Origin of the sequence: Vibrio sp. V09_P4A23P171, from assembly GCF_963875615.1 — a bacterium.
GTDB classification, from domain to species: Bacteria; Pseudomonadota; Gammaproteobacteria; order Enterobacterales; family Vibrionaceae; genus Vibrio; species Vibrio anguillarum.
On sequence record NZ_CAWNMR010000055.1, the window covers coordinates 206,747 to 222,119 of the forward strand.

Below are 15,373 nucleotides of genomic sequence, written 5' to 3' on the forward strand. Positions count from 1 at the left end.
CTAACTCGGCGCTGGACCAACTTACGAATCTTGCATATTTCCGTGCATATTATTCCATCAAATCAACATAAAACGCCAAAAATCAATCGGTAATCTAGTTTATTATTTGGTGATCCCCCGCAAAAAGCGACACATTGATTAATGTTAAGCTACAAGCATCAATAATAATCCCCCACCACTTATAGAGGGGAAAGAGCAATGCTCAACCGTTGCGCCATTGGCGTCAAACATAACGTGAACTCACACTCTATGGCTTTGGGAGTGTGCTGGCATGGTAAGGATCACCGATACCCCAGACGCAGTAGCGTGTATAAAAGGAACCGCCCGTGAACAGAAAAATCCCCCACGGCGCAATGCAAACCGATGACAAAACGTTAGCTTCCGCTTGTAAAAAAATCCTACAACAACAAAGTTTTGCTAACCAAAATGAGCTACGACTCAGGCTAATAGAGCTCGGCTATGAGGGCATTAGCCAATCCACTGTGTCACGCTTGCTTTCCCAACTTGGTGTGGTGAAAGTGCAAAATGCGTGCGGCAAAAAAGTGTACTGCATTACGGTCGAAACCGCGCCAGTGCGTGTTGAGTCATCTATCGCCTCACAAATTGAGTTTATCACTCACAATCAATCCACTGTGGTGGTAAAAACTCATCCTGGAAGTGCTCAATTGGTCGCGCGATTGGTTGATATTGATCCCCACACTGAGATTTTAGGAACGGTCGGTGGTAATGACACTGTGCTTATTATTCCCAAAGACATCAATAATATTGAAGCGTGTGAAGCGGTGGTGAAAACTCGCCTAGGTGTCGCTTAACCCCCATCGCCCAGCCAAGTGAGGTCCACAACCTCACTTGGCTTTTCTCGCTTCACTGCCTCATCAGCGACGATTTTTCCATCACTGTGAAACTTATTGCGCCGAAAAGCGGTCTGATTGGGTTAAGATGACACTCACCTAATGAAGACTCGATTTTTGTATGCGCCTACTCTTTTCCTTTGTACTGCTAGCTCTGCTGACACTTTCCCAACCTGCGTTGGCGGTCTTCGGCAATGACAATCCATTCAATAGTGGTAACAACCTCGGTTTGGCCTCAGCCGACAATCAATTTGTCCCAGTTGACCAAGCGTTTCCTTTTCATGCCGAGCAGCAAGGTAAGCAGATCTTCTTAGATTGGCAGGTCAAGCAGGGCTATTACCTCTACCAAGATCGGATCAGTATCAGCGCCGAAAATGCACAGCTTGGTGAAATCGAGATGCTCGATGGTCAGCCATATCACGATGAATTTTTTGGTGATGTGAAGATTTATACTGAGCCACTGTTTGTCGACGTACCGCTCCTCAGTGCAGCAGCGAACGCCAAATTAATTATCCAGTACCAAGGGTGTGCAAAAGCGGGCTTTTGCTATCCACCAGAAACGCGAATTATCGACCTTCAAGCTGTGGCAAGCGATACTCGCTCTGACAACAACACGGCGGCCAATATGGCGAAAAGCGAAACAGATTCGCCAAAAGCGCCCGTGGCTGAACAAGACGGGCTAGCAAACCGCCTCGCCGATTCTTGGTGGACACCGCTACTCTTTTTAGCACTTGGCGTTGGCCTAGCCTTTACCCCTTGTGTACTCCCTATGTACCCGATCCTCACCAGTATCGTGCTTGGCCGTGGCCAACTTTCACCACGGCGCGCGTTGATTTTATCGTTTATTTACGTGCAAGGTATGGCGCTCACTTATACCGTGCTTGGCCTAGTCGTCGCTTCGGCTGGGTTACAATTTCAAGCCGCGATGCAGCACCCTTATGTACTGATTGGCCTCAGTACCCTATTTGTGCTACTCGCCCTGTCGATGTTTGGCGTTTATACCTTGCAACTGCCAAGCAAAGTGCAGACGTGGCTAAACAGCCTGAGTAATAAGCAGCAAGGCGGGAACAGTCTTGGCGTGTTTGCCATGGGCGCGATTTCCGGTTTGGTTTGCTCACCGTGCACCACCGCGCCTCTTTCTGGCGCGCTGCTGTATGTCGCGCAAAGTGGCGACCTATTCACGGGGGCGATTGCACTGTATGCCTTAGCAATGGGTATGGGGATTCCGCTGATTTTGGTCGCCGTATTTGGTAACAAACTACTCCCCAAAGCCGGTGGCTGGATGGAGAGAGTAAAAACACTATTTGGCTTTATTTTACTGGCTGCGCCGATCTTCTTACTAGAACGCTTATTGCCACCAGTGTGGTCAACGGCGCTCTGGTCCGCGCTTGGGATCGCCGCGTTTGGTTGGCTCTATCATTGTAAAAACAGCTTGCCGTTTGGTGGCTGGAAACAGAGCATGGTTGGCATTATTGCGGTATTGGGTCTGTTCGCCTCGGCGCAACCTGCGTTGGATGCGTGGTTTAAACCAGAACAAACCGACCTAGTAAGCCGTAGCCATGTCGAGTTCATTCGGGTGAATAATATTGCCGAGCTCAACTTGCAGTTAAGCCAAGCCAAATTAGCAGGTAAACCCGTCATGCTCGATTTCTACGCCGACTGGTGCGTGGCGTGTAAAGAGTTTGAAAAATACACTTTCCATCAGCAAGAGGTCGCGCAGAAACTGCAAAACTTTGTGCTATTGCAAGCGGACGTCACCAAAAATCAGCCACAAGATATTGAGCTACTCAAGACGATGAACGTGCTAGGGTTACCGACGATTGATTTTTGGAATGCGCAAGGTGAACGCGTTTCAAACGCACGTATCAGCGGTTTTATGCCAGCCGATCGCTTTTTAGCGCACCTCATCGCCCACCAGCTTTAAGGTTTACCGATTATTGCCGCCTGTTTGAGCAAGTCATTGCAACCGTCGGCAATAATAGCGCGTGAACGCCATCACTTCTTCTCGAACCACTTGGCATGCACCACTCTCAGATCAGGCTCAGTCACTACTCAGTATCAGACAAAAAGTGGATACAGTTCAGACTTTTAGCGTATAAAGATTGTTCAGTGAGAGATCGCGGTCAATAATCGATTTAACGACATTGCTAAAAGTGTAAAACGTCATGGATTCGACCTACACCATCATCATTGCTGACGACCACCCTCTGTTTCGCAATGCGCTATTTCAATCAGTGCATATGGCGATAAGCGGTGCCAATTTATTGGAAGCGGATTCGCTAGATGCCCTGTTAGCCTTATTAACCAAACAGAGCGATGTGGATTTGCTGCTGTTGGATCTCAAAATGCCAGGCGCAAATGGGATGTCAGGGCTCATTCACTTGCGAGCCGAATACCCTGATTTACCGATTGTGGTGATTTCAGCCAGTGAAGAACCTTCGGTGGTGGCGCAAGTAAAAAGCCACGGTGCCTTTGGTTTTATTCCTAAATCGAGTGACATGCGCGCGCTGATCTCGGCGCTCAATCAAGTCCTAGCCGGTGACCCATTTTTCCCTGAAGGGCTAATTGCCAATCACGCCGCATGCAATGATTTAACCAAGAAAATTGCCGCCTTAACCCCGCAACAATACAAAGTATTAGGCATGCTCTCTGATGGGCTACTCAACAAACAAATCGCCTATGAGCTTAATGTTTCTGAGGCAACCATCAAAGCGCACATGACGGCTATTTTCCGTAAACTTGGGGTTAAAAACCGCACTCAAGCAGTAATTTTACTCAATGAGTTGGGCGAGTAGTCGGCTACTCGCTCGCTTCATCTAACGTCTCTTCTAAAGGTAATCGCAAACCGACTTTGGTTGCTTGCCAATCGGCCACGTCCGCCACGACCAGATACAGACCTTGCCATTCAAAATGGTCACCCAGTACTTGTGTGGCTCCGAGCTCTTGGATCAGCAAATCGTTGAGCGTCATCTCTTGATTGAGGTGTTCAATCGTCAAACCATAATAGGCAGCAACGTCAACGAGTTTTGCATCCACATCCAAAAAGAAGTCACCAAAGAAGCGCTCTAACGAGGCTTTTTCTGGCGCTTCACTGAATAGGTTGCTCAGTGATTCGAGATCTTTCTCCTGTGCTAACACGCACAAGACATCGCCCTCTTGCAACTTGGTGCTGCCCGATGGGTGAAGCAGTTGCTCGTCACGAAACACAGCGGTAATACGTGTTCCTTCAGGCATTGAGAGATTGCGTAATGGCTCACCAATACACCATTTATCTTGTTTGAGTTTATAGACCAACATTTCCCATTCGCTGCACGGGTATATCTCAACACCGGTACGTGAAATTGGCTCAGGTTTGGGCGGTAGTTCAACGCGAGCCAAAGCGGCCGCTTTCATCAAGGTTCCCCCTTGTACCACTAGCGACACCATCACCACGAAGAAGGCTAAGTTGAAATAGAGCTGCGCATTCGGCAAACCGGCCATCATTGGGAAAACCGCTAAAATAATGGGTACAGCGCCGCGCAGTCCAACCCAAGAGATAAACCACTTTTCACGCGCAGTAAATGCTTTGAATGGCAATAAACCAATCCATACAGAAATGGGGCGCGCAAACAAAATCATACCAAAGGCGAGCGCAAAGCCCGGCACCGCAATGGTCAGCAATTCAGAAGGTGTGACCAATAACCCAAGTACCAAGAACATGCCAATTTGGCTAAGCCACGTCATCCCATCCAGTACGTTCAAAATGGAATAGCGGCAACGAGTCGGTTTATTGCCCAGCAATAAACCCGTCAAGTAGATGGATAGAATACCACTGCCGCCGAGTGAATTGGACAGCGCAAAGATAATCAAACCGCCACTGATGGCCAAAATGGAATAGAGCCCTTCTGGAAGTTGATTGCTATTAATCAGCTTCCAGAGCAGCCAACCTCCGGCTAATCCAAATAAAGCCCCGAGGCCAAATTGCTGGATAAAACTCAGCAGCAAGAATCCTGCGCTGAGATCATCGCCTTGGCTACCCAGTACCGCAATTAACGTCACGGTTAAAAACACCGCCATTGGATCGTTAGTGCCCGATTCAATCTCTAACGTTGAACCGACGCGCTCATTCAAGCTTCTCCCTTTAAGCAGGGAAAAAACCGCCGCCGCATCGGTTGAGCCAACAATCGCACCCACCAAAATACCTTGCAGCAATTCCAAATTAAACAGCCACGCCGCCATCAAGCCGGTGAGAATGGTGGTGATCGCCACCCCAAACGTCGCTAACGAAACTGACGGCCAAAAGGCAATCCGAAAACTGGCAACACGGGTACGCATGCCGCCATCCAATAAGATGATGGCAAGCGCTAAGTTACTGACTAAATAAGCAATCGGATAATTATCAAATAAGATGCCACCGGGGCCATCCTCCCCAGCCAACATACCCACCAATAAAAAAACGAGCAGAATAGGAATTCCTAACTTAGAAGAGACTGGACTTAACAACACACTTAATGCAATCAGCAAAGCACCTACGAGAAAAAAACCATTGATAGCGATTGCATCCATATTCCTTCCTTATTGATTTAATTATTATTGATTGAATAACCAACATAAATTCGCGTTCCATTGTGCCTTAGTTTAATCCGTTTTTAAGACAACTTTATGTAAACATTGATCGTTTTTATCGCGGCATGAATAACCAACCACATAAAAAATCGTTAACTCGCCATGAGCGATTTTCCAATCAAGAGCTTATGATCTTATACTTTTGGCTAATTTAACATTTACTCAACATAAGAAAGACCTTCTAAATTGAGGAATTTCATTTAGTTACAATGAATTGGGGAAAACAACCTCCCGACTAAAGTTGCACAGACCCACCACCCTTTCACTGCTATCTTAATTTCGTAACATTAAATTAACACTACGATATGCAAACCGAAGGAGAAGGTCATGGCGTTCCAATCAACCGAACATGCTCAAGCCTACTGGAAGGAAAACTTGGGAATTATGGGCTCACTGCTGGCAGTGTGGTTCTTGGTATCATATGGTGCAGGCGTTCTTTTCGTCGACGCACTTAATACGATTCATTTAGGCGGGTTCAAACTAGGGTTCTGGTTCGCACAACAAGGGTCCATCTATACCTTTGTCGCCTTGATCTTTATTTACGTTGTGCGCATGAATGCGCTCGACAAGAAATACAACGTGCAGGAAGACTAAGAGGTTTACGAAATGGATATTCAAACTTGGACGTTTATTCTGGTCGGTATTACGTTTGCACTCTATATCGGCATTGCCATTTGGGCCCGTGCAGGATCGACCAGTGAATTCTATGTTGCTGGCGGTGGTGTTCACCCTGTTGCCAACGGCATGGCAACCGCAGCGGACTGGATGTCAGCCGCTTCATTTATCTCAATGGCGGGTATCATCTCGTTCATTGGCTATGATGGTACCGTGTACTTGATGGGCTGGACAGGCGGCTATGTGTTATTGGCACTTTGCCTTGCACCTTACTTGCGTAAATTTGGCCAGTTCACCGTGCCAGATTTTATCGGTGAGCGATACTACTCAAAGACCGCGCGTATGGTGGCGGTATTTTGCGCCATCTTTATCTCGTTTACTTATGTTGCGGGGCAAATGCGCGGCGTCGGCGTGGTATTCTCTCGCTTCCTCGAAGTGGATATTAACGTTGGTATCGTCATCGGTATGGGGATCGTGTTTTTCTATGCGGTACTCGGTGGCATGAAAGGCATCACTTATACGCAAGTTGCACAGTTCTGCGTTCTCATTTTCGCCTTCCTTGTTCCCGCCATTTTCACCTCGATCATGATGACAGGTAACCCTCTGCCACAAATTGGTATGGGCTCAACCATTACCGGTACCGATGTTTACCTACTCGATAAACTCGATGGCTTAACTCAAGAGCTCGGTTTCACCGCTTATACCGAAGGCAACAAGAGCACGGTTGACGTGTTCTTTATCTGCGCAGCCTTGATGGTGGGTACTGCTGGTCTTCCTCACGTCATTATTCGCTTCTTCACTGTGCCTAAAGTGCGTGATGCGCGTATCTCAGCAGGTTGGGCATTGCTGTTCATCTCTTTGCTATATACCACAGCGCCAGGTGTTGCTGCTTTTGCTCGTGTGAACATGATTGAGACCATTAATGGCCCAGACATGCAAGGCGTACCCGCAACAGACGCGCCTACTTGGTTTAAGAACTGGGAGAATACTGGCCTTGTAAGCTGGAAAGATAAGAACAACGACGGTCGTATGTTCTACTCTGGCGATGAGCGCAACGAGATGAACATTAACCGTGACATCATCGTATTGGCGTCTCCTGAATTGGCAAAACTGCCAAACTGGGTGGTTGGCTTGCTCGCAGCTGGGGGGTTAGCTGCTGCGCTTTCGACAGCTGCAGGTCTTTTATTGGTTATCTCGACGTCAATTTCTCACGACTTATTGAAGAAAGGCTTCAAACCAAACATGACCGATAAACAAGAGCTGTTAGCCGCACGCTTAGCCGCCATCATTGCGATTGTGGGTGCTGGTTACCTAGGCATTAACCCACCGGGTTTTGTGGCTCAGGTGGTAGCGTTTGCCTTCGGCTTGGCAGCCGCCTCCTTCTTCCCGGCCATTATTTTGGGCATCTTCTACAAGAAGATGAATAAAGAAGGCGCGATCGCGGGCATGGTCGCAGGGATTATCTTTACTGCAACCTACATCATCTACTTCAAATTCATTAACCCGGCAGCCAGCACGCCAGATAACTGGTTGTTTGGTATCAGCCCTGAAGGCATTGGTACGTTAGGTATGTGTTTGAACTTCGTGGTATCGATTGTGGTGAATAAATTTACCGCAGAAGTTCCAACCGAAGTGCAAGAAATGGTGGAGTCAATCCGCTTCCCGAAAGGCGCGGGGCAAGCTCACGACCATTAATCTTCACCTGCGAGCGTCATGCTCGATGTTCGCTCCGCAGTGAAGTGTGATAACAACCATAAAGCCGATGCCCACGCATCGGCTTTATGCTGCATGCTTAATTGACTCGATTCAACAGCGCGCGCAGTTTGAGTGGTTTTATTGGTTTGGGAATAAAGCTAAAGCCATTGGATTTAATCGCATCCATCATCTCTTCAGTGCGATCAGCGCTGATGATGACCCCTTCAAAGCTATCTCCAAGCCGCAAGCGACACTGCTGCAACACTTCTAAACCAGTGCGACCATTATCTAAGCGGTAATCCGACAAAATAACATCAGGCAACCAATTGTTTTCTAATGCTTTCAGGCTTTGCAGTAAGTCCGCTGCTACTTTGACATCACACCCCCACCTTGCGAGTAGATCGTTCATGCCGACTAAAATATCAGCTTCGTTGTCCACACACAGTACGCGCAGATGATTGAGATCAGATGGCATACCTTGCTCTATCGCCAGGGTCGGAGCCTGTTTGGCAGGTTCAGCTCGCGTCAAAGAGAGCGAAAACACGCTGCCTTTTCCATGCCAAGAGCGCATCGAAATTTCATGACCCAGCACATATGCAATGCCTTTTGAAATCGCTAAACCGAGCCCCAAACCTTGGTCAGAACGGACTTGGCTACCACGGTTAAACTCTTCGAAGATTTCTTGCTGCTTATCTTGCTCGATACCAATGCCATTATCCCAAACATCAATCCTGACCTGATCTCGCACTCGGCGTACACCCAGCACCACTTTACCTTTAGGGTTGTAGCGAAACGCGTTAGTGAGAAAGTTTTGTACCACGCGACGTAATAATTTAGGGTCAGACATCACATAGAGCGAGGATGGGATTACTTTAAAATCAATCCCTTGCTGCTTAGCTAAAGCGCTAAATTCAGCGTTAAGATTCGAAAATACATCATTAATAGCAAAGCTATGAGAATGCACATCGAGCTTGCCAGACTCTAAACGTGAAATATCCAGCAAATCACCAATCAGATCTTCAGCCGCGCCCAGAGCACTCTCTATATAACCCGCCAACGTTTTTACTTCCGTCTCTTTGGCCACCTCCGAGAGCGAAGAGGCAAACAGGCGCGCAGCGTTCAACGGCTGCATTAAATCGTGGCTGACAGCGGCCAAAAAGCGCGATTTTGATTGCGATTCTTGGTCTGATTTTTGAGTTGCCGCCACCAAGCGTTTGTTGAGGGTTTCAAGCTCTAGGGTTCGTTGGTGCACGCGCTCTTCCAAGGTTTCATTGGCCTCTTTTAATGCCTGCTCCGCTTCGCGAAAAACGGTGATGTCGCTAAAGCTCATCACAAACCCGCCGCCCGGCATCGGGTTCCCTTGCACTTCAATAACTCGTCCATCAGGGCGAATACGCGCCGAGGTGTGTCTGGTTCCTTGCTCAAGGTGATACACCCGCCGCCGCACGTGATCCTCAGGGTCACCAGGGCCGCATAATCCGTGTTGCGCGTTGTGCCGTATCACATCCGCAATCGGCCGCCCCACTTGAATCAGCCCAGCGGGAAACTCAAACAGTTCGAGATAGCGTTGATTCCACGCCACCAGCCGTAGCTTTTTATCGACCACGGTAATTCCTTGACCAATATGCTCAATGGCCCCTTGTAATAAGCCGCGACTAAAGTCGTACAGCTCGGATGCTTCATCAACAATGGTCGCCACTTCCTCAAGCTGCATGTTGCGTCCCTGCAGTGCGGAAGTGAGCACCAATTTGGCCGAAGAAGCACCAAACACCCCCGCCAGCACTCTTTCTGTATGACGGATTAAGGTAGATGGCGCTTGTTGGTTAGGTAGTAACGTCTCTCTCTGCTGGCTCCAATATTGGCGAAAAGCAGTGCGAACGCGAGTGCGCCCCACAAAACGAGCGGCCAACATTTCAAGCTCAGCCACTGTCACGCGGCTTTGATACAAGCTGAGATTCTCACTCTCAGGCAGCGGCGTACCGACAAAAGAGGCCGATTGTAAACGCTCACTCAAACTCGGACGAGTCACCATAGAGACAACAACGTAGCAAAATGTGTTGAGAGCAACACTGAGCATCATGCCCCAATCTGAGTTTTTCAGCCCCATCTGCACCAACCAATCCGGCGGGGTGATCATCCATAACAGAACGTTAGTTTGTGCATCGCCCGCCAGCATGTCGGTTTGGCTCATTAAGGTTACTAGCCACACAGTAAAACCGACCGCCAATCCAACATAAACGCCTTTACGGTTGCCTTCACGCCAGTACATGCCACCAATCAATGAAGGGGCAAATTGGGTAATCGCCGCAAATGAGAGAAAACCGATCGCCGATAAAGAACCAATCGCATCCAACGCCTGATAAAAACCCCAAGCGCCAAGCAGTAGCAATAGAATCAACCCGCGACGGATGTTGAGCAACAACCCTGATAAATGACGGTAGTTGCGCTGAGTTAAACGCATGCGGCGCAGCAGAAGCGGCATCACCAAATCATTAGAAACCATGATAGCCAATGCAATGGTCGAGACAATCACCATGCCGCTGGCCGCTGATGTGCCACCTAAAAACGCCAGTAACGCTATCTGCTCGGCGCCCACCGACATAGGCACGCTGAGTACATAAGTATCGGCAGGGCTGCCACTTAACAAACTTTGCCCAACCCATGCAATAGGTAGAACAAATAATCCCATTAAAGTCAGGTAAAGAGGAAATAACCAGCGTGCCGTGTGTAGATCTTGCGCGCGTTCATTTTCTACCACCATGGTATGAAACTGACGCGGTAAGCAGATGATCGCCATCATGGTTAATACGGTGTGGATCAACAGCGTTGGCCAGTTGGGCGCTTGATACGTCTGCTGGGCAATCGCACTTAGATCAACCGTTTCACGGCTTGAAGCCAGATAAATGATGAAACCGCCCACGGTTAAAAAAGCGACCAATTTAACAATCGATTCAAACGCAATCGCCATCATCATGCCGCGGTGGTGCTCGGTGTTATCAATATGCCGTGTACCAAACAGCATAGTAAATAGCGCTAAAGCCGCGACCACAAACCACGAGACGTGATAATTCTGATAACCAAATTGCGTAGCGAGGTTGGGGGCGACAATCTCAAGCCCCATAGTGATGCCGCGCAGTTGCAAGGCGATGTAAGGTAAAATGCCCACCACGGCAATCAAAGTTACGGTTACCGCTAATCCTTGCGATTTTCCGTAGCGAGCAGCAATAAAATCGGCGATGGAGGTAATATGTTCGCGCTTCGCAATCAAAATCAGCCGCGCCAATATACGCCAGCCAAGGGTAAACACTAAAATAGGCGCAATATAGATAGGCAGAAATGACCAAGGGTTGCTAGCCGCTTGACCCACAGTGCCGTAAAAAGTCCAAGAGGTGCAATAGACCGCGATCGATAAGCTGTAGATCCACGGTCGCCATTTCGCCAGCCATTGGCTTTGCCTATCACCATACCAAGCGACGAGAAACAGCACGCCTAAATAAGCGAGCGAAACGGGAACGACGATCCATCCTTGCATTTGATATCCTTATCGGTTCAAAAAAGCCTCTTCAAAGAAGAGGCTTCATTTAACTAAGGATAATTTTTAATCTCAATCAGTTAAGGTTAATTCTGTGCTTCAGGCGCTGCTTTCATTACCTCAGTACCTGACTCATTGGATGATGTGGGTTCTACTTTTATCAACAGCGCCAAGATGCCCATTGCTGCCATCGCCCAAAATACATTAGCGCCCCAGCGTTCATAACCCCAGCCACTCAAGGTGGTCATCAAAGCAATAAATGCCCCAAGTGGAATGGCATTATACAGCGCTTGCATAGCCACCATTTTGCTTTGCGGTGCGTGCTGAATGTATTGAATCGCCGCTATATGCGCCATCGCAAACGTCACCCCATGCAGCAGTTGAATCGTCCCTAGCGCAAGCAGCGCGGTAGTCGACGCCATTAACGTCCAACGCACCACAACCCCAATCGACGCGACAACAAATAATGTGCGTAGTGACCAGCCTGAAAAAAGGCGTTTGCTGAGCGCAAATACCGCGACTTCAGCGGCAACCCCTAAACTCCATAAATAGCCAATCAGCTCTTCCGAATGCCCCGCCGCTTTCCAGTGAATCGAACTGAAACTGTAATACGCCGCGTGACTGCCCTGTATTAGCGCCGCTAAAATCAAGAATTTTATCACTGGCCACTCACGCAATAACTGCGTCAGTTTCGGCCGGACGGCATGTGCATCACCAACCGTCACGGGCATTGGGTTGGGATTGCGCAAGCTAATCAATAGTGAAACAAACACCCCAGCCAAGGCGGTGTAGAGGATCATGTCAGAACCATAACGTGCCACAAGTACGCCAACCACAGTAGAACCAGCGATAAAAGCCACCGACCCCCATAAGCGAGTGCGACCATAATCGAGCATTTTTAAGCGTGCATAATAGTTAGCCATCGCATCGGATAGCGGCACCACGGGGCCACAGCAAAGGTTAAACAACACAGTAGCTAACGCCATCAGCCAGAAACTGCCGCCCGTAAAGAAGTGAAAACCAATAAATAAAAACGCCGCCAAACTTAACCAACGCAGTGCTGGTAGAAGAAGCTCGGCCTTATGGATACGCGGCGTAATCACCAAATTAGCGACGCAACGCGTGGCAAAGCCCATACCGATTAATACGCCAATATCGGTTGCAGACACACCTTGGGTTTCAAACCACAGCGCCCAAAATGGCAAGTAAACGCCATACGCAAAGAAGAAACCAATAAAGTACTGCGATATCCAACCATATGGAGAGGGGTTAAGCATGATTCATCCTGAACAAAATGAGGGAGAGAAAACCGCCGTATTATGCAGGCAGTTTAGGCTTCTAAAAAGGGAAGTTTACTGACAAATCTGTTTCCTTATTCACAACCTTGCGGGTCATATCACTCATTAGACCAAAGTCGTCTGGAGGTAGTGGCGATTTTTGTCACACTTAGATAGGAATTTCTTCTGAGTGACGATCGTTATGCCTGACAAATTCAACATGCAGTCACCGCCCTTTGACCGCTTAACATTGCCGCAGCAACAGCGACTTCGCTCATCCTTGGATGTTGCGTATTTTCGTAGCAACGATCTGCTGCAGACCAGTGATAGAGCCAGCGTGTATCTGCACGTACTGATCAAAGGCGCGGTCGAAGAACGCTCGCCAGATGGCAAAGAGATTTTTGCTCACTACGCCAACGATGACATGTTTGATGTACGCGCACTGTTTGAAGAAAAAGCCAAACATCAGTACGTGGCGCTGGAAGATACCTTAAGCTATCTGCTGCCGAAAGCCGTCTTTCTCGAACTGTATAACGACAACGGCCAGTTCGCCGCCTACTTCGACAATAACCTTGCCAAACGCCAAGCTCTGCTTGATGTGGCACATCAGCAGAAGAATTTAGCCGAATTTATTTTAACTAAGGTGGATGACTCGATTTACCATCCACCGATGATTTTAAACCCAGATCAACCGCTCAACCAAGTGACCCAGCAATTACGCGATAACGGAGTTGATGCGGCCTTAGTTCGTCTTGCCGAGCATGATCAACGCTTAATCGAAAACCCCAGCGCGCACCCTTATGCTATCGTCACGCGCACCAATATGCTGCATTCCGTCATGCTCGATAACCACCCGCTCGATACCCCTGTTGGGGAAATTGCTACCTTTCCTGTGCTGCACATCAACGATGGCGATTTTCTGTTTAATGCGATGATTGCCATGACGCGCAACCGCATAAAACGAGTGATGGTGTGTGATGGCCATCAAGCGGTTGGCATGCTGGACATGACACAAATCCTCAGTGCTTTCTCCACTCATTCTCACGTGCTGACGTTAAGTATTGCTCGCGCCAACTGCGTAGAAGAGTTAGCTCTCGCCTCCAACAAACAGCGGCAACTGGTTGAAAGCCTAATCAACAATGGCATTCGCACTCGTTTTATTATGGAGCTGATTTCAGCGGTCAATGAACAGATCATCGAAAAAGCCTTTCAGTTGGTTGTGCCGCCCGCGCTGCATGATCACTGCTGCTTGATCGTACTCGGCTCCGAAGGCCGTGGAGAGCAGATCCTCAAAACCGACCAAGATAACGCGCTGATCATCAAAGATGGCTTGCAGTGGCATCAAATGGGTGTGGTCATGGACACGCTCACCCACACCTTACAGCAGCTCGGCTATCCGCTTTGTCCGGGCAATGTGATGGTCAATAATCCCAAATGGGTTAAAAGCCAAACTGAGTGGAAAACCACGCTTAGCCAATGGGTGAAAGCGGCCAAACCCGAGCAAGTGATGGATATTGCGATCATGGCCGACGCACACGCAGTTGCGGGCAACAAACACTTATTGGCCCCTATTAAACAGCACTTGAGCCATTTAATGGCTGACCAAGAATTGATTTTGATGGAGTTTACTCGCCCCGCGCTGAGCTTTTCTGTGCCGCTCACGCTGTTTGGCACCGTAAAACACTCCAAATCTGGCTTAGATATTAAACAAGGTGGCATTTTCCCGATTGTGCATGGCATTCGCGCCCTAAGCCTTGAACATCAAGTTCAACAAAACAACACCTTTGAACGCATCGAGGCGCTAGTAGAGCAACGGGTTTTGGAAAAAGAAACCGCCGATAATCTCAGTGAAGCGCTCAAGCAGTTCTTTAAATTGCGCTTAGCTCAGCAATTGAGCAATCAACACAGCACCAATAAACTCGATTTAAAACAGCTCGACCGAACCGAGCGTGACCTGCTCAGGCACAGTTTACACGTGGTGAAAAAATTCAAGCAGTGGCTTGGCTATCACTATCAAATTCGCGAATAGTGGAGGCGAACAATTGAATTGGTTTACACGCCATTATTGGTTTCACAAGCTGAAAGACTCGCCTTATCAGCCGTTGTTTGCGACGCCGATGCAAGGGGAATATGTGTCGCTCGATTGCGAAACCACCAGCCTTGACCCGAATCGCGCCGAGTTAGTGACGATTGCCGCCACCAAAATTATCGACAACCGTATTTTAACCAGCCAGCCATTTGAAGTGCGTTTGAGCGCGCCACAATCGCTCGACTCGGGTTCAGTCAAAATCCACAAAATTCGCCATCAAGATCTGGTCGATGGCATCGACGAGCAAGAGGCCATCACACACCTATTAGACTTTATCGGCAACCGACCTTTAGTGGGCTACCACATTCGCTATGACAAAAAAATCCTCGACCTCGCTTGTCGGCGACATTTAGGCTTTCCACTGCCTAATGCTCTCATCGAGGTAAGTCAGATCTATCATGATCAGTTAGAGAGAATGCTGCCGAACGCGTACATCGACCTCAGCTTAGAGGCGATTTGTCGCCATCTCGACTTGCCGATGCAGGATAAACACGACGCGCTGCAAGATGCCATCGCCGCGGCATTAGTGTTTGTGCGCTTGACCAAAGGTGATCTGCCTCCCTTTGTTGCACCTTACTCGCGCTAGCACTTACCCCACACTCATCCTAAAGTCTAATTGTAGAAAATCGCACTCTGACTGACAGTTACCCACATACAGATTTTCCTTTCAGCGCAATTTGATCGCCAATCAACAGGGAAATTGTTCAAA

The 15,373-nt window shown here is 48.5% G+C and carries 10 protein-coding genes; 7 read left to right on the plus strand and 3 right to left on the minus strand.

The features are described from left to right. The first annotated feature begins 353 nt into the window (after positions 1-353). The 3 genes from AACT23_RS14805 (at position 354) to AACT23_RS14815 (ending at position 3,646) form a co-directional block, all read left to right on the plus strand. Positions 354-812 (plus strand): arginine repressor, encoded by a 459-nt coding sequence (locus AACT23_RS14805; RefSeq protein WP_088718009.1) that lies wholly within the window; start codon positions 354-356, stop codon positions 810-812. Between the two features lie 160 nt (positions 813-972). After that, the gene (locus tag AACT23_RS14810) at positions 973-2,775 is read left to right on the plus strand and encodes a protein-disulfide reductase DsbD (protein ID WP_094127521.1); all 1,803 of its coding nucleotides are present in this window, start codon (positions 973-975) and stop codon (positions 2,773-2,775) included. Positions 2,776-3,016: 241 nt separating this feature from the next. Further along, the gene (locus AACT23_RS14815; protein ID WP_013855820.1) at positions 3,017-3,646 is read left to right on the plus strand and encodes a response regulator transcription factor; all 630 of its coding nucleotides are present in this window, start codon (positions 3,017-3,019) and stop codon (positions 3,644-3,646) included. 4 nt (positions 3,647-3,650) lie between these two features. Here the strand turns inward: AACT23_RS14815 and AACT23_RS14820 are convergent, their stop codons facing one another. Further along, complete coding sequence (locus AACT23_RS14820; RefSeq protein ID WP_013855819.1) at positions 3,651-5,396, minus strand: potassium/proton antiporter; 1,746 nt, start codon at positions 5,394-5,396, stop codon at positions 3,651-3,653. 387 nt (positions 5,397-5,783) lie between these two features. Between AACT23_RS14820 and AACT23_RS14825 the strand changes: the two genes are divergently transcribed. Together AACT23_RS14825 and AACT23_RS14830 are read left to right on the plus strand one after the other, a co-directional pair. Continuing rightward, the gene (locus AACT23_RS14825) at positions 5,784-6,050 is read left to right on the plus strand and encodes a DUF4212 domain-containing protein (RefSeq protein ID WP_013855818.1); all 267 of its coding nucleotides are present in this window, start codon (positions 5,784-5,786) and stop codon (positions 6,048-6,050) included. A gap of 12 nt (positions 6,051-6,062) precedes the next feature. Next, a complete protein-coding gene (locus AACT23_RS14830; RefSeq protein WP_013855817.1) occupies positions 6,063-7,766 on the plus strand; it encodes a sodium:solute symporter family protein in 1,704 nt (567 codons plus the stop codon). A gap of 97 nt (positions 7,767-7,863) precedes the next feature. Here AACT23_RS14830 and AACT23_RS14835 read toward each other — a convergent pair whose 3' ends face one another. Beyond that, positions 7,864-11,298, minus strand: coding sequence for a PAS domain-containing hybrid sensor histidine kinase/response regulator (locus AACT23_RS14835; protein ID WP_094127524.1), 3,435 nt, complete (start codon positions 11,296-11,298; stop codon positions 7,864-7,866). 86 nt (positions 11,299-11,384) lie between these two features. After that, positions 11,385-12,575 (minus strand): 3-phenylpropionate MFS transporter, encoded by a 1,191-nt coding sequence (locus tag AACT23_RS14840; protein WP_017048886.1) that lies wholly within the window; start codon positions 12,573-12,575, stop codon positions 11,385-11,387. Between the two features lie 202 nt (positions 12,576-12,777). On the opposite strand from AACT23_RS14840, the gene AACT23_RS14845 reads away from it, so the two are divergent. Both AACT23_RS14845 and AACT23_RS14850 read left to right on the plus strand, forming a co-directional pair. Beyond that, on the plus strand, positions 12,778-14,604 hold the full coding sequence (locus tag AACT23_RS14845) for a DUF294 nucleotidyltransferase-like domain-containing protein (RefSeq protein ID WP_094127545.1): 1,827 nt from the start codon (positions 12,778-12,780) through the stop codon (positions 14,602-14,604). A gap of 13 nt (positions 14,605-14,617) precedes the next feature. Beyond that, positions 14,618-15,250 (plus strand): 3'-5' exonuclease, encoded by a 633-nt coding sequence (locus AACT23_RS14850; protein ID WP_026027882.1) that lies wholly within the window; start codon positions 14,618-14,620, stop codon positions 15,248-15,250. Positions 15,251-15,373: the final 123 nt, after the last annotated feature.